This is a genomic window from Micromonospora sp. RHAY321 (assembly GCF_023896955.1).
Taxonomy (GTDB): Bacteria; Actinomycetota; Actinomycetes; order Mycobacteriales; family Micromonosporaceae; genus Micromonospora.
Genome location: NZ_JAMHIW010000001.1, coordinates 334,190 through 351,742 on the forward strand (window position 1 = coordinate 334,190; position 17,553 = coordinate 351,742).

A 17,553-nucleotide genomic window follows, 5' to 3' on the forward strand; every position below is an offset into this window, starting at 1 on the left:
TTTGGTGCTCTGGTGCCGGGATTCCTGCTCGGGCTGCTGGCGTTTCGGGTGAAGTCCCGGTGGTGTCCGCGGTGCGGGGGGCCCACCGAGGCCAGGCGGCCGGCGGGGCGGGAGCCGTGACCGGGCCGGGCCGGCGGCACCGTAACGACCTGCCGATCGGGCGGCGGGTGGCCGAGTTGCGGGTACGCCGGGGCATGACGCAGCAGGTCTTCGCCGACCGGGTCGGCAAGTCGAAGAGTTGGGTGGACAAGGTCGAGCGAGGTGTCCGTAACCTGGACCGGCTCTCGGCGATCGAGGCGGTCGCCCGCGCCCTGGGCGTTGCCCCGAGCGTCCTGCTTCGCGGAAAGGCCCGGCCGGAACCGGCCACCGATGTCGGCGGCGCCGTGGAGCGGGTGCGGGAGGCGTTGGCTCGCCACGACGTTCACGGCTCCGGCAGCGACGGCCCGCAGACGCCGTCGTCAGTGCGGGACCTTGACCACCAGGTGGGGTACGCGTGGACGGCGTACCGGAACGGCCACTATCTCCAGGTGCTGCGGATGCTGCCCGACCTGCTCGGCGACAGCCGTCGGGTTTGCCACGCGCAGGTGGCGGAGGCGTCCGCCGCCGACCTGCTGGTGCGGGTGCACCGGCTCGCCGCCCAGGTGCTCGTTAAGCTCGGCGAGTCCAGCCTGGCCTGGCTGGCGGCCGACCGGGCGATGACCGCCGCCGCTGGTGACCCACGCCGGGTCGGCCTCGCGGCGATCTCCCTCGCCCAGGCACTCCGGGCTCTGCGGCGGGGCCGGCTGGCGATGACGGCCGCCCTCGCCGCCGTACACCAGCTCGACCCGGCGCCGTCGCGCGAACGCCCACCGGAGGAGGTGGCTCTGACCGGGACGCTGCTGATCGAAGCGGCTCTCGCGGCGGCCGCCTGCGGAGATCCCGCCGCGGCCGACCTCACCGTACGAGCGGCCCACCTGGCCTCGGTGTACGGCGATCAGCACCATCGTGACGACGACGGCATCGGGTTCGGCCCCACGGCCGTGGAACTCGCCCGCGCCATAACCGTCATGAGTGTCGGAGACCACCATCGGGCCATCGCCATTCACCGGTGCGCTACCAGCGCCGAGGTCTGGCAGCGGCTCCCCGCCGAGCACCGGGCGGCGCACCTGATCGACATCACCCGTGCCCACCTCGACCTCGGCGATGCCCGCGCCGCCGGCCGCGCCCTGGTCACCGCCGACGGGATCGCTCCCGCGGAGGTGCGCATCCGCCCCGCAGCGCGTGCCGCTCTGACCGCCGTCCTGCATGCCGGCCCCACCCCGGCCGATGTGGCCCGCTTGGCCGCCACTGTCGGACTGACCCAGCAGTGACCGCACCACAGGCCGCACGCTTCCGCGGTGGTCGAGTCAAGCAGCGCTGTCCCCGAGCGCCGACTCGACGCGCCGTCGCAGTCGTTCCGCGCGCGTGTCCGGGAAGTTACTCAACAGCGTGACCGCTTCGCGCCACCACCGGCGTGCCTCCTCGGCGCGCCCGACGTCGATCAGCGCCGTTGCGAGGTGGTCCAGCGTCAGGGCGAGCTGCCAGTCGTCCCCTAGCTGCCGGTGAACCGCCGCCGCCCGCAGGTGGAAGGCGATCGCCTGCTCCGGCTGCCCCAGCTCCCGGTACGCCTCGCCGGCCCCGTCCAGTGCCATCGCCTCCCGGCTGCGGTCACCCAACTGGCGCTGGATCGTGGCCGCCCGCTGCGTCGCCTCCAGCGCCTCGGCGGACCGGCCGGCGGCACGCTGCACGCGCGCATATTCGACCAGCCAGTGCGCCAACCACACCGGGCTTCCGTGTTCGGCGATGGCCAGTGCCCGCTCGATCGCGGCCAGGGCGTCCTCGGTGCGTCCGAGTTCGCGCAGCGTCATGCTGAGGAAGAAGAGCGAGTTGCCCTCCTGCCCCCGGTCGTCGATGTCCCGCTGCACTCCAAGCGCTTGATTCAGCAGCATCACGGCGTCGGCGAGGTCACCCAGTTCGTAGCGGGTTTCCGCAAGGTTGCTCAGCAGCAGGGCCTGCCAGCGTTGGTCCTGACGGCGGGTGAAGATGTCGAGGCTCCCGCCGAAGTGCGTGAGGGCGTCGGTGAGGCGGCGGTGGCGCAGCGCCAGTAGTCCCAGCGCGTTGATGGACACTGCCGTGCCGTTCTCGTCGCCGATCTCCCGCCGGATCGCCAGCGCAGCGTGGTGGTGCTCCGCCGCGTCCGTGAGCTCGCGGGCCTGGAAGTGGGCCTTACCGAGGCTTTCCAGCGCCTCCGCCTCAGCGCCTCGGTCGCCCAACGATCGCGCAGCGGACAACCCGATCCCCGCGGTGGCGAACCATGCGTCGAAGGCGTTGCGGTGCATGAATACGCTGCGCAGCAGGACAGCCAGGTGCCAAGCAATCCGCGGCAGCGCTGCCTCGAACGCGGCGCGGGTGGCGGCGACGAGGTTGTCCTGCTCGGCGGTGAACCAGGCGTCAGCCTCTTCGGCGGTGGCGAAGCTCAGCGGCGTGACCTCGGTCGGTGGTGCCAACGGCATCGTCCGGCTGAACGGGAGTGTGCGGGTCAGCGCGGCGTCCGCCGTGTGCAGGTACCAGGTGAGTATGCGACGCAGCGCCGCCTGGCGATCCTCGCCGCTCTCAAGGTGCTTGACCTGGTCCACCGCGTACGCGCGTAACAGGTCGTGCAGTTGGTAGCGGCCGGGTGCGCTCTGTTCCAGCAGGTGCGCACCGACGAGCGCGTCGAGCGGCGGCCGAACCTGCGACACCGGCCAGCCGGCGAGCGCGGCGGCAGCCGGGGCGCCGAGGTCCGGGCCGGTATGCAAGCCGAGCAGGCGGAACAGCCGGGCCGCCGATGTGTTCAGCGCCCGATAGGACCAGGCGAAGACGGACCGAACGGCGTCGGCCTCCTCACCGTCCTCCGCGGTCAGCGCGTCCCACAGGGCCGACTCGTCACGCAGGTCCTGGATCAACTCGGACAGCGGCATGAACGGCCGGCTCGCCGCCCGTTCGGCGGCGATTCGCAGGGCCAGTGGCAGCCTGGCGCACAACCGTGCCAGTTCGGCGAGCTCGACCGCGTCATCGCCGGTGCGATACTCGACGGTCACGTCGTGCAGCAGCGTCACCGCGTCCTCCTCGGCCAACATGCGCAGGGTCAGCCGCCGGCCGCCGTCGCGGCTCACCAGTCCCGACAACATGCTTCGGCTGGTGACGATCACCAGGCAGCTGCTGGTGCCCGGCAGCAGTGGACGCACCTGCCGGACCGTTGCGGCGTTGTCCAGGACCACCAGGACGCGCCGGTCAGCCAGCCGGGAGCGGTACAACGTCTCGCGGTCCTCGAGATCAGCGGGAATCGCGGATGCGGGGACGCCCAGCGCCCGCAGGAATCGGTCGAGCACCTGCTCCGGTTGACTGGGTTGGCCCGGGTCGTAGCCACGGAGGTTCGCGTAGAGCTGGCCATCCGGGAACCGGTGCCGCACGGCGTGCGCCCAGCGCAGCGCGAGAGCGGTCTTGCCGACGCCGGCGGTGCCGGTGACGACGACGAGGTTGGCGTCGGCGGCCTCATCGCCGAGAAGCCGGTCCAACGCTCGCAGCTCCTCGACCCGGTTGACAAAGCCGCGTACATCACCGGGGAGCTGACGGGGAGGCGGGTCGGCGAGGGAGGGGTCGCCGGAATAGAAGTGCACCCCGCCGTACACGTCGCGCGCCTGCACCAGGTCGGCGGGACCGGACAGCTCCGACCGGTTGACGTGCTCCGGTCGTCCTTGCTCCGCCGCTCCGTTAGCCGCCATCTGTCAGTCCGGGTGGGGAGGCTCCGATGGTGCCACCGCTCGGGCGAAGAACTCGTCTAGCGGCTCGCCGGCGTCGTAGAGCGACTCGATGAACTCTTGGCACCGCGTCACCACGTCCGGGTTCCGCCAGCGCCGCGCCGCCTCGAGTACGCCGTCGGCGTCGTAGACCGCCTCGTACATGATGTCCGTGCCGAGGGTGTAGATCTCCGGCAGCGGACCATCCACTTCCGCGGCGACGACCTGATCCGGCGTCACCACTCGGGTCAGCCCCCCGTACTCGTGGCGTTGCCGCAACACGTGCAGCTCCCACTGCAGGTAGGGCGTCAGTGGCTCCTGCACCACCCGCACCCGGCGGGTAGCGAACCCGCTGTCGGCGATGCGCCGATAGTAGTCTGCGAACTCGGAACGTCTCGCGTCGAGAATTCGCAGCGACTCCTCCCATCGACCGGCGGCGAACGCCTGCCAGCCCGCATCCTGCGGCTCCTTGAACGTCTGTTGCCGTTCCAGTTTCCAGAAGCCCGGCGGGCCGGTCTTCCAGAACCGTTGTCCGAAGTCGGCCCAGTAGTCCTCCAGGGCCAGCAGCTCGCCGGGGTCTCCGCCCAGGAGTTCACGCATCAGGGATGTCCACCTTCGCCGCGATCATGGTCGATCGGGGAATGATGATAAGCCGCTCACCGGGGTCGACGGAGACTCCTTCGGGCAGCCGGTCCTCGTAGGTCTCGGTGAGATCCTGCCCGATCACCGCGACGTCGCCGTTGCTCAGCTCCCAGATGTCGGGACAGCTGCCGTCACCCGAGGTATTGCCCAATTCGTGCGACGACTTGCCCCAACGGCGATTGAGCTCGGCGGACGGGTCCGCCTCCCACCGGTGCGCACTCATGCCGACCTCCCTGGGTCCGTCACGAATTGAGCACGGATAGTAACATCGAGAGAGCTGGATTACAGTCATGCGTGCCGGCTCCGGCCCGGATGGTGATCCTTCGGGGGTGAAGGGTGTGGATGACCCGCTGATGCTCGCGGCGGCGACGACGCTGGTCGCCTGGACGACCACCGAACTCGCCCAGGGAGCCCGGTCGGCCGTGTCCGGGCTGACCGAGTTCCTCCGGCACCGATTCCGTCACGAGCAGGCAGCCGAGCAGACTGTGGAGGTCGCTCTACGTCACCCGACTGCGGACACGGTTCAGCACCTCGCCGCACTCCTCGAACAGGAGACGCTCCGTGATCCCGTGTTCGATGCCGAATTCCTCGCACGCTTCGCGAAGGTCCAGGCGATCGTCGCGGCCAACCAGGGCGATGTGACCAACACCGTCTCCGGCGACGTCAGCGGATCGGTGGCGCAGGCGCGTGATGTCCACGGCGGCATCTCCTTCGGCGGACACAGCGGTGCCTGATCAGCCGCTGTCCACTGGTGACCCGCGGCCCGCAAGCACCGCCTGCGCGCCGGCCCCAACCCGGCCGACGTGACCCGGCTGGCCGCCCACGTCGGCCCAACTCGGCAGTTGACCCACCGGAGGCACTGCCGGCGGCACCATTTGGCGCGCCGAGAATCGATGCGAGTTCGAGAGGATTCCTGCGGCGTCTGCGTCGATCTAAGGCCTTGCCCGTTATAGACCGACTTCGTTCCCAGCACTGGTAGCGCAGCTTGCCGACGCCCAGCTCGGACTCGACCCGCTGTAATTGGACGGCGCAGGCCTGGACCCCTCCTTCAATAAGGCGGGTGCGACGAGCACCCCCGCACCGACAAGCACCGCGATCAAATTGAAGGCCAAGGGGCGTAAGCGGTAGCGGGCCGCTAACCTCGCCTACTACGCGTTCACTGCCGCAGGGTAGACCGGCGGGCGGTTTTCCGCCTGAGCCCGGCCCGGACGCTGGACCAGCTGTTGCACGCGCGGCAGTGCGCCCACAGGTGGTAGGGCGCACTGCCGGCGACGATCTACCGGTTGCCGCCCTGGTCGTGTGGGACGGTGACGGTGACGGTGCAGCCGACCGGCCGTCCGATCTCGTCGTGGCCGGTGTACGTGAGGTGGTAGACCCGGTCCCCCGCGTTGCCGGCTCGTTCGGCCCGTAGCTTGCCACTCGTGTCCGGCGTGCCGATGGCGAATCCGCTGACGTCCGCGGCGTCACCCCCGGTCACGCTTGTCAGGGTGAACGCGTTCGGGCCGAGCACCCCGTCGTGCAGGTCCACGGTGACGTTGACGTCGACCAGCTCGTGGTTCGGCGGCCACAGGACCGGTCGGTCCACGGCACAGTCCAGCTGCCGTACCGGCAACGGGTTTGCCAGGGAGGCCGTGGCGTGTCCGATGGTCGCGGTGAGCCGGCTGCCGGCTTCGTAGTACATGTGCGCGGTCTGCCCGTCGAAGTAGAACGTCGGCGCGGCCGAGCGGCCGAGGTCGGGCGCGGCGGACATCGAGTCGTGCACGATGCCGAGGTGGACCTCCTGGTCGAAGTCCTGCCCGACGTCCACCGCGTGCATGTTGCCGTCGGCGGCGTGGAAGATCACCAGGTTGCGGTCGTTCCAGCGCAGGTAGGACGGTCCGGAGGCGTTCGGGCCTTCGATGCCCTGCGGGGTCACGATCGGTTCGGGCTGCATGCTCCAGGTTCGCGCGTCGTTGGAGACCGCCCAGCGGATCCGCCGGGACACGGGCCCCGTCGGTCCGGGCGCCCCCGCCGTGGGATTGTCCATGAAGAGCATCAGGTACCGGGTGCCCAGGCGGGGCACGGACTGCTCGAACACCCGGGCGTAGGAGGTCTCGCCACCGGTCGTGTCGTTCCGGCTGACCGCGGTCCCGCCGTAGCTGAAGTGGATGCCGTCGTCGGAGGTCGCGTACCGGGTGATGGAGTTCTCGCCGTGGAAGTAGAGGAAGAGCTTGCCCTCGCCCTCGATCCACACCGCGTGCGGCGAGGAGACGTGGCTGACCGTGGAGTAGTGCGGCAGCCAGGTGTTGCTGATCAGGGGGTTGGCGACGTATTCGGTCCACGGGCCGTTGATCGAGTCGGAGTACGCGAGGGCGATCCCGCCGGGACGCTCGTGCGGCGCGTAGTACAGGTAGTAGGTGCCGAGCGGGTTGGGGAAGTAGTCGGCGGCCCGGATGACGCTGGGGAAGATGAACTCGTTCGTCGGGTTGAAGGCGAGCGTGCCCTTGTCGAACGCGGTGCCCTGGTAGGTGAACTGGGGGAAGTCGAGCTCGGGTTCGGCGGCTGCTGGCCCGGTGCCGGCCACGGCGGCAACGAGCAGGCCGGCACTGGCGGCCGCCAGGACAGCGCGTCGGGACGGGGCGGATGGTCTCGTCATGCGGCTTCCTCTTCGGTCGGTCGGTTCGCGGCAGGAGCAGTGCGGAGTAACGCTCAGTAAGAACACAGGGGACATCGATCGGCGGTTGCCCCTTGGCGGCGCCGAGCTAATACGTATTAGCATTGATGTTTCTCGAATGTTGCGCGTTCGGCGGCGCTTCTGTCAAGAGGCGGTTCGACGACCCACCGATCCACCCGGGCGCGGACCAGACCGCTGAGGGCCCGACCGCTAATGCGCATTACTCCAGGAAGTTCATCGCGCCGAAATCTTGCGGCCCGCCCCTTGACATGCACCGGTCGGCCCGCCAAGCTCCTTCCCAACACGAGGGCTAATACGCATTAGCCGCACCGGAAGGACCCGACGTGACCACTCCCCCCAGACGTGTCACCCAACGTGACATCGCGCGGATGGCCGGTGTCAGTCAGGCGACGGTGTCGCTGGTGCTCAACAACCGGACCGACGCCGAGGTCCGCATCGCCCCGGAGACCCGGGACCGGGTGTTGCGGGTCATCGCCGAGACCGGGTACGCCGCCGACCCCGTGGCCCGCCGCCTCGCCTCGCGGTTCAACCGGATCATCGGCGTCTTCACCTACGAGCCCGCCTTCCCCAGCGGCAGCCGGGACTTCTTCCACCCGTTCCTGCTCGGTATCGAGGAGTACGCCGAGCGGTTCGGCTGCGACCTGCTGCTGTTCACCAGCGCGCCGGTGGTGGACGGCCGGCGACGCATCTTCCACCAGGACAACCGGCTGCGTCTGGCCGACGGGTGCATCCTGCTCGGGCGCGAGATCGACGGCGCGGAGCTGCACCGGCTCAACCGTGACGGATATCCGTACGTCGCCGTCGGGCGCCGCGACGACGCCGGCGGTCCGGTCCCCTACGTCGGCGCGGACTACGCCTCGGCGGTGGCCCAACTCGTCGAGGTGGCACTGCGGCGCGGCCACCGCCGCCTGATGTACCTGAATATGGGCACCAACGCGGAATCCTCCGAGGACCGGCGCCGTGGGTTCCGCGCCGCCGCGACGACCGCAGAGGCCGCCGGGGAGATGTCAGCGCTGGCCGGGGAAGCCGACACGACCGTCGACACCCTGCTGGCCGACGGGACCACCGTCGTCTTCGTGGAGGACTTCGCCACGGCGGTCGCGCTGGAGTCGGCCGCCCGTCGGCGCGGCCTGACCGTGCCCGGCGACCTGTCGATCGTGACCCTCGGCGACCCGACGGTCCCGGTCCCCACCGACATCGCGTTCACCGGGTTCCGCATCCCTCGCGAGGAGATGGGCCGACAGTCGGTCGAGGTGTTGACGGGCGTCATCGATGGCAGCGCTGCCGGCCCCCAGCAACGACTTCTCGCCTGCGAACTCGTCGAGGGCAACACCCTCGGCACCCCTGATCCGGCGGTCGACCGGCGCTAAGCGGTCGGCCGCGCAACTGGAAGGAAGCACGTGGTACTCATGCGTACGGACGTCCTCGTCGTCGGAGGCGGACTGGGCGGCGTCGCCGCGGCGCTCGCCGCGGCCCGGTCCGGCCGGTCCGTCATCCTGACCGAGGAGTTCGACTGGCTCGGCGGGCAACTCACCAGCCAAGCCGTCCCGCCGGACGAACACTCCTGGATCGAGCAGTTCGGCGCCACCGCCAGCTACCGGGCGCTGCGCAACGGCATCCGCGACTACTACCGTCGCCACTACCCGTTGACCGAACGGTCCCGGGCCTGGACCGACCTCAACCCCGGTGCGGGTTGGGTGAGCCGACTCTGCCATGAGCCGCGGGTGGCCGTCGCCGTCCTCGAACAGATGCTCGCCCCGTACCTCGGTTCCGGCCGGCTGCGGGTGCTGCAGCCGTACCGGCCGGTCGCCGCGGAGACCGACGGGGACCGGGTGACCGGCGTGACGCTGGCGCACCGCGACCGGGACGAGCGGATCGACGTGGTCGCGCCGTACGTCCTGGACGCCACCGAGACCGGCGAGTTGCTACCGCTGACGGGCACCGAGTACGTCACCGGGTTCGAGTCGCAGGCGCAGACCGGTGAGCCGAGCGCCCCGGCCGAGGCCCAGCCGATGAACATGCAGGCGGTGTCCGTCTGCTTCGCCCTCGACCACGTCGACGGCGACCACACCATCGACCGCCCCGCGGGGTACGACTTCTGGCGCGACTACAAGCCCGACTTCTGGGGTGACCGGCTGCTGTCCTGGAAGTCACCGCACCCGCGCACGCTGGAGATCGTCGAGCGCAGCTTCACCCCCAACCCGGACGACGATCCGCTGAGCGTCAACGCCGATCAACGCGTCAATCCCGGTGACGGCAACCTGTGGACGTTCCGGCGGATCGCCGCGCGGCGCAACTTCACCGACGGCGCGTACGGCAGCGACATCACGCTGGTCAACTGGCCGATGATCGACTACTTCGAGGGTCCGGTCATCGACGTGCCGAACGCGTCGTGGCACCTGTCCAAGGCCCGCGAGCTGTCGTACTCGGTGCTCTACTGGCTGCAGACCGAGGCGCCCCGGCCGGACGGCGGCACCGGCTTCCCCGGCCTACGACTGCGCGGCGACGTGACCGGCAGCTCCGACGGCCTGGCCCAGGCCCCGTACATCCGCGAGTCCCGCCGGATCCAGGCCGAGTACACCGTGGCCGAGCAGGACCTGTCCCTGGCGGTGCGGGGCGAGCACGGCGCGGTCAGCTACCCGGACGCGGTGGGCGTGGGCATGTACCGGATCGACCTGCACCCGTCGACCGGCGGCGACAACTACATCGACGTCGGCTCCTGCCCGTTCGAGATCCCCCTCGGCGCGCTGATCCCACGGCGGATGGAGAACCTGCTGCCGGCCGGCAAGAACATTGGCACCACCCACGTCACCAACGGCAGCTACCGGCTGCACCCGGTCGAGTGGAACGTCGGCGAGGTCGCCGGTCTGCTCGCCGACTTCTGTCTGGCGCGGGGCGAGTCCCCGCGTGCGGTCCGCAACACCCCCCGTCTGCTGGCCGACTTCCAGGACCGCCTCACCGCGGCCGGCGTGGAACAGCGCTGGCCGCGGATCGCGGGCTACTGAACACACACCCCCGGTGAGGAGAACATTGTGAGAGCAGGAAAGGCCCTGCGCGGCGTCGCCGTGGCATTGACCGGCGCGCTCGCCCTGACCGCCTGCGGCGGCGGTGGCGAGGCCGCCGACAGCGGCCCGGCGAAGCTGCGGATGACCGTCTGGTCGGCCAACGAGGCGCACCTCAAGCTGTTCAACGAGATCGCCGACGAGTACCGCAAGAGCCACCCCGACGTGGCGGAGATCAAGTTCGACCCGCTGCCGTTCGACACCTACACCACGACCCTGACCACCCAGATCGCGGGCGGGAACGCGCCCGACCTCGCGTGGGTGTTCGAGAACTCCGCCCCGGACTTCGTCGCCTCGGGCGCGCTGCTGCCTCTCGACGACACGCTCAAGAAGGCCGAGGGTTATCAGTACGAGGACATCTCCCCCGCCACCCTCAAGCTCTGGCAGAACGACGGGAAGCTGTACGCGTACCCCTTCTCCACCTCGCCGTTCGGGGTCTTCGTCAACACCGACATGGTCAAGAAGGCCGGGCAGAAGACCCCGGCCGAGCTGATCGCGGCCGGTCAGTGGACCTGGGACAACGCCCTGACCACCGCCGCGGCGACGGCGGCGAACTCCGGCAAGGCCGGCCTGGTCATTCGGGATTTCGACTACAAGGGCTGGGACAACCTGTCCACCTTCTGGACCGGGTGGGGAGCCCAGGCATGGAGCGAGGACGGCAAGACCTGCGGCTTCAACAGCCCGGAGATGGTCGAGGCGATGACCGCCCTGCACGAGGCCACCTTCACCCAGAAGGCGCTGCCCGGCCCGGGCACGACCGCCGACTTCTTCGCCGGTGACTCGGCCATGACGATCACCCAGATCTCCCGCGCCTCGCTGCTGAAGGACGGCGGCTTCGGGTGGGACCTGGTGCCGCTTCCGGCCGGGCCGAAGGGGGACTACGCGGTGGTCGGCCAGGCTGGCCTCGGGGTGATGAAGAAGAGCCCGCACGCCAAGCAGGCGGCAGACTTCCTGGCCTTCTTCACCAACCCCACGAACTCGGCCAAGCTCGCCCAGTTCTTCCCGGCGCCCCGACAGTCGCAGCTGACCGCCGAGACGCTCGCCAAGACGAACCCGAAGCTCAAGCCGGAGCAGCTGCAGAAGGTCGTCATCGACGGCATCACCAACGGCGTGGTCAAGCCCAACCACTCCGGGCAGGCCGAGCTGAGCCAACAGGTCCGTGCCGGCCTCGACCCGCTGTGGCAGCCGAACGCGGACGTCAAGGCCGTGCTCGACGGCGTCTGCGCCAAGATCCAGCCTCTGCTGGCGAAGTAGGGCAACGATCATGACCCAGACGGACACCAGGGTGGGCTCGGCTTCGGCCGGGCCCGCCCCGGGCCCGGCCCGGCCGTTCTGGACCAGCCGACGCCGGGACCAGCTCACCGGTTTTGTGTTCATCGCCCCGCAACTGCTCGGCAGCGTCGTCTTCGTGATCCTGCCGCTGATCCTCGTGTTCTGGTACAGCCTGCACGAGTGGAACGTCCTCGCCGGGACCTTCGACTTCGTCGGCACCGAGAACTACCAGGGCCTCGCCGACGACCCCAATCTCGGCGCGGTGCTGCGCGCCACCGGGCTGTTCTCGATCGGCCTGGTGGTGTTCAACCTCGGCTTGGCCCTGCTGCTGGCCGTCCTGCTCAACCAGAGGCTGCGGGGCACGATCGTGTTCCGCACACTGTTCTTCTCACCCGTGGTGGTTTCGCTGGTGGCCTGGACCATCGTCTGGGGCTTCCTGCTTCAGGACAACGGCGGGATCAACGGGTTGCTCGACACCATTGGCGTGGACGGGCCGAACTGGCTGCGCGGCGAGGGCACCGCGATGGTGTCCGTGATCGTCGTGCAGGTGTTCAAGAACGTCGGCCTGAACATGGTGCTGTTCCTGGCCGCCCTGCAGGGCGTGCCGGCCGATCTGTACGAGGCCGCGGAGGTGGACGGGGCGAGCCGGATGCGCCAGTTCTGGCGGATCACCGTACCGCTGATCAGCCCGACGATCCTGCTGACCTCGATCATCACCGTGGTCGGGTCGCTGCAGGTCTTCGCGCAGATCGCGGTGCTCACCCAGGGCGGACCCGGCACCTCGACGACGGTGCTCGTCTACTACCTGTACCAGCAGGCCTTCCAATTCCATCACTTCGGCTACGGCGCCACGCTGTCGATCCTGCTGTTCGTCATCGTGCTCGCCCTCACCGTGCTGCAGTGGCAGATGCGCAAGAGGTGGGTCTTCCATGAATCGTGACCTGTCCCGGCGGACCAAGCTGGTGCTCTACGGGGTGCTGCTGGTCCTGGCGATCCCGTTCGTCTTCCCGACCTGGTGGATGGTCACCTCGTCGCTGAAGCCGGTGTCGGACATCTTCGCCTTCCCGCCCAAGCTGCTGCCGACCAACCCGCAGATCGACGCCTACCAGCGGGTGTTCGAGTTGCAGCCGTTCGGGCAGCAGTACCTGAACAGCCTCTACATCGCGCTGGTCGTCACAGTCGGCACCATGGCCGTGGCGGCGCTGGCCGGGTACGCCTTCGCGCGCATCCGGTTCCGGGGCCAGAACGTGTTGTTCCTGGTCGTCCTCGCGGGCCTGCTCATTCCCAGCGAGGTGACGATCGTGCCGCTGTTCCAGATGTTCTTCAAACTCGGCCTGGTCAACACCCACTGGCCGCTGATCCTGGTGCCGATCTTCGGCGCGCCGAGCGTCCTGGCGACGTTCATCATGCGGCAGTTCTTCATCAGCCTCCCCGATGAGCTGGAGGAGGCGGCCCGGGTCGACGGGTTGGGACGCTTCGCCACCTTCTGGCGGATCGCCCTGCCGCTGTCGCGGCCGGCACTGGGCGCGGTGGCGATCTTCACCTTCCTGCACAGCTGGAACCTCTACCTGGAACCGATCGTGTTCCTCTCCTCTCCGGAGAAGTTCACCCTGCCCCAGGCGCTCACCCAGTTCGTCGACGCCTACGGCGGTCCCATGTGGGACGTCCAGATGGCCGCGGCGTCGATGACCGCGCTGCCGGTCCTGGTGGTCTTCGTCATCGCGCAGAAGCAGTTCGTCGAGGGGCTCGCGCACACCGGTCTCAAGGGATGACGGCACCGGTTGTCGGCATCGACATCGGCGGCACCAAGACGGCGGCCGCGCTGGTCGACCGGGTCGGGCAGGTGCTGGAGCGCCGCGAGGTGCCCACGCCTGCCCGGTCCGGGCCCGGGGCCGTGCTGGACGCCGCCGCCCGGCTGGCCACCGACCTGCTCGGCGCGGCCGCCGAGCCGGTGGGGGTGGGCACGGCCGGCACGGTCGACCCCGCAACCGGCGGCATCCGGTACGCCACCGACAGCCTGCCCGGCTGGGCTGGCACTCCGGTCGCCGACGCGTTGGCCGCCCGGCTGGGTCGACCCGTGCGGGTCACCAACGACGTGAACGCCGCCGCGCTGGGCGAATGCTGGGCCGGCGCCGGACGGGACCGAACCCATGTGCTGCTGGTGGCCGTCGGCACCGGGCTGGGCGGGGCGGTCGTCCGCAACGGCCGCGTCGAGGCCGGTGCCCGCGGCGCCGCCGGCGAGGTCGGGCATCTGCCGGCCCCGGGTGCCGAGCGGCTGCGGTGCGGGTGCGGCCGGTACGGGCATCTGGAGGCGATCGCCTCTGGCAGCGGGCTGGCCGCCGCGTACTCCATCGAGACCGGTACCCGCGTCACCGGGCGGAGCGTGGCGGACCGCGCCGCGGCCGGAGACGGGGTCGCCCAACGGGTCGTGGAGCGGGCCGGAACGGCTCTCGGCGCGGCCCTGGCGGGGTTGGCGGCCCTGCTCGATCCGGAAGCGGTCCTGGTGACCGGCGGGGCGGCCGGCGCCCTGCTGCCCGCCGCGTCGGTCGCCTACTCGGCCGAGGTGCCCGCGGGCTGGGCCGACGTTCCGCTGCTGCCCGCCACGCTGGGCGCGGACGCCGTCGTGGTCGGCGCCGCCCGACTGGCCATCGACAGACCCGACATCGGAAGGACCAACGGGTGAACGTGCTCGACGATCTGGCCGGCGGGCTGGTGGTGTCCTGCCAACCGCTGCCCGACGACCCTGACGACCCGATGCGCGATCCGTACGTCCAGGCCCGGGTGGCGGCCGCGGTGGTACGCGGCGGCGCGGTGGGGGTCCGAATCAACGGCCCGGACGACGTCCGAGCGGTGCGCCCCGTCGTCGACGTTCCGGTGATCGGGCTGTACAAGCACGGCACCGAGGACGTCTTCATCACCCCGACCGCGGCCCACGCGCTCGAGGTGGCGCTGGCCGGGGCCGACATCGTCGCGATCGACGCCACCGACCGCCCCCGACCGGACAGACGCCCCTTCGCCGAAACGGTCCGCCTGCTCCGCCAACGGACCGACGCGCTGATCCTGGCCGACGTTTCCACCACGGCCGAGGGCGTCGCCGCCGTCGAGGCCGGCGCGGACGCCGTCGCCACCACACTGTCCGGCTACACCCCGGCCAGTCCACCGACTGGCGGGCCCGACCTCGGGCTCGTGGAGCGACTCGTCGCACTGCTGCCCGTGCCGGTGATCGCCGAAGGGCGGTACCGCACCACGGAACAGATCGGCCGAGCCTTCGAGGCGGGTGCGCACGCCGTGGTGATGGGCAACGCCGTCACCTCACCACTGTGGATCACCCGCCGGCTCGTACCGGCCACCCCCCGCGCGGCGAGCGCCCCGACACAGAGGGAGTGAACATGAGAAGACGTACCCTCCTGGCCACCGGCATGGCCGGGCTGACCACCGTGGCCGTCGGCCGACCCGCATTCGCCGGGCCCGACAACCGGCGGCTGACCGTGGCACTGGTCCCGTTGGACGACCGGCCGGTCAACACCTACGCCCCGCAAATGACCGCGGCGAGCGCCGGCGCCCAGGTGCAACTGCCGCCGCGGGATCTGCTGGGCCGCTTCTTCACCCCCGGCGACGGAGCCGCCATCGCCCGCTGGATCGGCTCCACCGACGCGGTCGACGGGTACGTGATCTCAGTCAGCATGCTCGCCTACGGCGGCCTGATCGCCTCCCGCACCGCCGCCCCGACCCTGGCGGCCGCCCTGGAGAACCTGGCGGCGATCCGAAACCTGCGCTCGACCCGGCCGGGTGCGGTGATCGAGGTGCACGACACCATCCAGCGCCTCGCCATCACCAGCACGGGCACCGAACTGGACACGTACCGCGACCTGCTGGTCACCTGGGCGAAGCTCTACGACCAGGTGACGAACCTCGGGCAGGAGGAGCTGCGGGCCCAGCTCGATGCCACCCGGGCGCGGATCCCCGACCAGGTCGTCGAGGACTATCTCGCCACGCGGGCCCGCAACCACCAGGTCAACCGGCTGATGGTGGAGTGGGTCGCCGACGGCACCATCAGCCACCTTGTGCTCTCCGAGGACGACACCGCGCCAGTCGGCCTGGCCCGAGCCGAGCGGGTGGAGTTGGAGTCGCTGGTCGCCCAACTCGGCGTCGGCGAGCGGGTGGAAATCTTCCCCGGCGCCGACGAGGTCGACGCGCTGCTGGTCGCGCGGGTGATCGCGGCCCGTACGGCGCCCGCCTACCGCGTGGAGTACGCCGGCGTCTCCGGCGAGGACTGGACCGCTCAACTGGAGGGCATCCCGTTCGCGGAGAACATCCGCCGGCACGTGGCCGCCGTGGGGGGCCGGGTCGTCAGCGGCGACGCGGACATCGTGCTCGCCGTGAACACCCCCTCATCGGCACCCGGGCAGCGGGCCGCCGACCTGGACGCCTTCGTCGGGCGGATCGGCAGGCTGCTGGCTGCCGGCAGCCCGGTCATCGTGGTGGACCCGCTCATCGTGAACAAGGCGGACCACGACCTGGTCGCGCGGATGGAGAGCGGCCTGGATCTTGCGGCGCTGCTGTCGTACTCGGGGTGGAACACCGGCGGCAACGCACTCGGCCTGGCGCTCAGCCACGGCACCGCCCGGTGGGCGTACCTCCGCTCCTCCGGCAGCGGGTTCGGCGTGCCCGACCTGCGCGGGCCCGGCCAGGCGCACGCCGAGTACCTGCTCTACCGGTTCGTCAAGGACGACCCGTGGAAGAACATCGTGCAGGTCGAGGCGTACGCGCACGCACGGGCGCAGGGCTGGGACCCGCTCGCGCTCACCCCCGAGCAGAAGAGCTACTTCGACGGCTGGGTTAGCGATCGGCTGGTGCCGCTGACCGAGCGGTACTTCGCCGACCACTTCGCCGGGCACCGCATCGTGCTGGGCCAGCGAGGCGCGAAGACGTTCACGGCGACCCTGGCTCGCTTCGAGGCGGCGCGTGTCGAGCTGCCGTGGGACCGGCTCTTCGAGGTGATCCTCGAGCCTCGGTTGCAACTGTCCTGACAAGCCCGCAACGAGCACCAGGCGCTGCACACCGGCGACCGCGTCGAGGAGCGCGGCCAACCGCTCTTCGGTGAGCATCGATGAATTACCCAGCACGACCGAGGGGCCGTCTCGAATTTCCGAGATGGCCCCTCACCTGTGTCGGGACGGCCGGATTCGAACCGACGACCCCTTGTTACCGACCGCAGCCATCCCGACCTTGTCATTGACTGTCAGAAGTAGGCGCTGAGCTGCCCAGACACGCCTCAGCGATGATCGCTTCTTGTCACTGGTTGTCAACCACAGGCGGGGGTTTTCGGGGGGTAAACGGGGGCAGGCCGACAGACCGACGCCAGAATCCCGCGCACCCCGCAGCCGCCATGGGACCTACCGTCACCCAAGAGAACGACGTGCGCCTACCCATCCCGACCCGCCTACCGCAGGCACGGGGTTCGTATCGGTGGGGCGACACGACCCATTGCCCCACCGCCGATGATGCTCGGCGCGTCTCTGAAGCTCACGCGAGTCTAGCTGGAGGTGACCTCTTCGGTGACGACGACGAGGTCACCACGACGGACGCGCTAGTCATGGCGCTGCGGGTGGGATTCGAGTCTCGGCCGACGGACCAGCTACCGGCTCCGCGTGGCGAGACAAAGCGGTCCGCGTCGATGCAGGGCAGGCCGCTGACGGAGCCCTCGCCGCGCCGATCGCCGCCAGGACCATCAGCAACGGTCAGTCGACCTCGACCTCGACCGAGGGCGTGATCTTGTGGTTCGTCCGTTTCTCGACCCTCCTTCAGCGCCCGCGGCGTGCTGGTGAGCGCGCACGATGGTCGAGTCGACCGACACCAGCCAGTCGATGTCCCCGGCGGCGTCAGCGTCGACCTGGACCCGGCGCGCATCCGCTCGAACGTGCCGTCCAGGGCCCACCTGCGGAAACGGGTATAGATCGACTGCCAGGAACCGTAGCGGGCCGGAACATCGCGCCACGCCGCCCCGGCCCGCACCTTCTACACGATCCCGTTGAGCACCCGCCGATCATCGACCCGTGGCCGACCACCGGTCACCACCGACGGCAGATACCTCGACAGCGCGTCC

The 17,553-nt window shown here is 70.1% G+C and carries 15 protein-coding genes; 10 read left to right on the top strand and 5 right to left on the bottom strand.

The window, feature by feature from the left end:
* Positions 1-116: 116 nt before the first annotated feature.
* A complete protein-coding gene (locus M8C17_RS01575) occupies positions 117-1,349 on the top strand; it encodes a helix-turn-helix domain-containing protein (protein WP_252414325.1) in 1,233 nt (410 codons plus the stop codon).
* Positions 1,350-1,385: 36 nt separating this feature from the next.
* Here the strand turns inward: M8C17_RS01575 and M8C17_RS01580 are convergent, their stop codons facing one another.
* The 3 genes from M8C17_RS01580 to M8C17_RS01590 are packed head-to-tail and all read right to left on the bottom strand — an operon-like array spanning position 1,386 to position 4,662.
* A complete protein-coding gene (locus M8C17_RS01580; RefSeq protein ID WP_252414326.1) occupies positions 1,386-3,782 on the bottom strand; it encodes a tetratricopeptide repeat protein in 2,397 nt (798 codons plus the stop codon).
* A 3-nt stretch (positions 3,783-3,785) separates the two neighbouring features.
* The gene (locus M8C17_RS01585; RefSeq protein ID WP_252414327.1) at positions 3,786-4,397 is read right to left on the bottom strand and encodes a DUF6879 family protein; all 612 of its coding nucleotides are present in this window, start codon (positions 4,395-4,397) and stop codon (positions 3,786-3,788) included.
* Complete coding sequence (locus M8C17_RS01590; RefSeq protein WP_252414328.1) at positions 4,390-4,662, bottom strand: hypothetical protein; 273 nt, start codon at positions 4,660-4,662, stop codon at positions 4,390-4,392. Before M8C17_RS01590 ends, M8C17_RS01585 begins: the two co-directional genes overlap by 8 nt.
* Before the next feature lie 115 nt (positions 4,663-4,777).
* Here M8C17_RS01590 and M8C17_RS01595 point away from each other — a divergent pair, with 115 nt between their 5' ends.
* Positions 4,778-5,173, top strand: a complete 396-nt coding sequence (locus tag M8C17_RS01595; protein WP_252414329.1) for a hypothetical protein — start codon at positions 4,778-4,780, stop codon at positions 5,171-5,173.
* Between the two features lie 542 nt (positions 5,174-5,715).
* Here M8C17_RS01595 and M8C17_RS01600 read toward each other — a convergent pair.
* Positions 5,716-7,074, bottom strand: coding sequence for a hypothetical protein (locus tag M8C17_RS01600; RefSeq protein WP_252414330.1), 1,359 nt, complete (start codon positions 7,072-7,074; stop codon positions 5,716-5,718).
* Positions 7,075-7,436: 362 nt separating this feature from the next.
* Here M8C17_RS01600 and M8C17_RS01605 point away from each other — a divergent pair, with 362 nt between their 5' ends.
* Genes M8C17_RS01605 through M8C17_RS01640 form a run of 8 tightly spaced genes read left to right on the top strand, consistent with a single transcriptional unit; the run spans position 7,437 to position 16,477 of the window.
* A complete protein-coding gene (locus M8C17_RS01605; protein WP_252414332.1) occupies positions 7,437-8,483 on the top strand; it encodes a LacI family DNA-binding transcriptional regulator in 1,047 nt (348 codons plus the stop codon).
* A 39-nt stretch (positions 8,484-8,522) separates the two neighbouring features.
* The gene (locus M8C17_RS01610; RefSeq protein ID WP_252414333.1) at positions 8,523-10,118 is read left to right on the top strand and encodes an FAD-dependent oxidoreductase; all 1,596 of its coding nucleotides are present in this window, start codon (positions 8,523-8,525) and stop codon (positions 10,116-10,118) included.
* Positions 10,119-10,145: 27 nt separating this feature from the next.
* Positions 10,146-11,429: an extracellular solute-binding protein gene (locus tag M8C17_RS01615; RefSeq protein ID WP_252414335.1), complete on the top strand. Its 1,284-nt coding sequence runs from the start codon at positions 10,146-10,148 to the stop codon at positions 11,427-11,429.
* A gap of 10 nt (positions 11,430-11,439) precedes the next feature.
* Positions 11,440-12,387, top strand: coding sequence for a carbohydrate ABC transporter permease (locus M8C17_RS01620; RefSeq protein ID WP_252414336.1), 948 nt, complete (start codon positions 11,440-11,442; stop codon positions 12,385-12,387).
* Positions 12,377-13,219: a carbohydrate ABC transporter permease gene (locus tag M8C17_RS01625; protein ID WP_252414337.1), complete on the top strand. Its 843-nt coding sequence runs from the start codon at positions 12,377-12,379 to the stop codon at positions 13,217-13,219. The genes M8C17_RS01620 and M8C17_RS01625 overlap by 11 nt, the downstream gene beginning before the upstream one ends.
* Positions 13,216-14,130, top strand: coding sequence for an ROK family protein (locus M8C17_RS01630; protein WP_252414339.1), 915 nt, complete (start codon positions 13,216-13,218; stop codon positions 14,128-14,130). The genes M8C17_RS01625 and M8C17_RS01630 overlap by 4 nt, the downstream gene beginning before the upstream one ends.
* Complete coding sequence (locus tag M8C17_RS01635; protein ID WP_252414340.1) at positions 14,127-14,834, top strand: N-acetylmannosamine-6-phosphate 2-epimerase; 708 nt, start codon at positions 14,127-14,129, stop codon at positions 14,832-14,834. The genes M8C17_RS01630 and M8C17_RS01635 overlap by 4 nt, the downstream gene beginning before the upstream one ends.
* 2 nt (positions 14,835-14,836) lie before the next feature.
* Entirely contained in the window at positions 14,837-16,477 is a 1,641-nt protein-coding gene (locus tag M8C17_RS01640) for a DUF4127 family protein (RefSeq protein WP_252414342.1), read from the top strand.
* Between the two features lie 496 nt (positions 16,478-16,973).
* On the opposite strand, the gene M8C17_RS32250 is transcribed toward M8C17_RS01640, so the two are convergent.
* On the bottom strand, positions 16,974-17,462 hold the full coding sequence (locus tag M8C17_RS32250) for a transposase (RefSeq protein ID WP_374556710.1): 489 nt from the start codon (positions 17,460-17,462) through the stop codon (positions 16,974-16,976).
* Positions 17,463-17,553 lie beyond the last annotated feature (91 nt).

Coding starts and splice junctions, on each gene's coding strand:
- M8C17_RS01580 (WP_252414326.1), bottom strand. CDS start 3,782: ATGGCGGCTAACGGAGCGGCGGAGCAAGGACGACCGGAGCACGTCAAC.
- M8C17_RS01625 (WP_252414337.1), top strand. CDS start 12,377: ATGAATCGTGACCTGTCCCGGCGGACCAAGCTGGTGCTCTACGGGGTG.
- M8C17_RS01610 (WP_252414333.1), top strand. CDS start 8,523: ATGCGTACGGACGTCCTCGTCGTCGGAGGCGGACTGGGCGGCGTCGCC.
- M8C17_RS01640 (WP_252414342.1), top strand. CDS start 14,837: ATGAGAAGACGTACCCTCCTGGCCACCGGCATGGCCGGGCTGACCACC.
- M8C17_RS01590 (WP_252414328.1), bottom strand. CDS start 4,662: ATGAGTGCGCACCGGTGGGAGGCGGACCCGTCCGCCGAGCTCAATCGC.
- M8C17_RS01600 (WP_252414330.1), bottom strand. CDS start 7,074: ATGACGAGACCATCCGCCCCGTCCCGACGCGCTGTCCTGGCGGCCGCC.
- M8C17_RS01585 (WP_252414327.1), bottom strand. CDS start 4,397: ATGCGTGAACTCCTGGGCGGAGACCCCGGCGAGCTGCTGGCCCTGGAG.
- M8C17_RS01620 (WP_252414336.1), top strand. CDS start 11,440: ATGACCCAGACGGACACCAGGGTGGGCTCGGCTTCGGCCGGGCCCGCC.
- M8C17_RS01630 (WP_252414339.1), top strand. CDS start 13,216: ATGACGGCACCGGTTGTCGGCATCGACATCGGCGGCACCAAGACGGCG.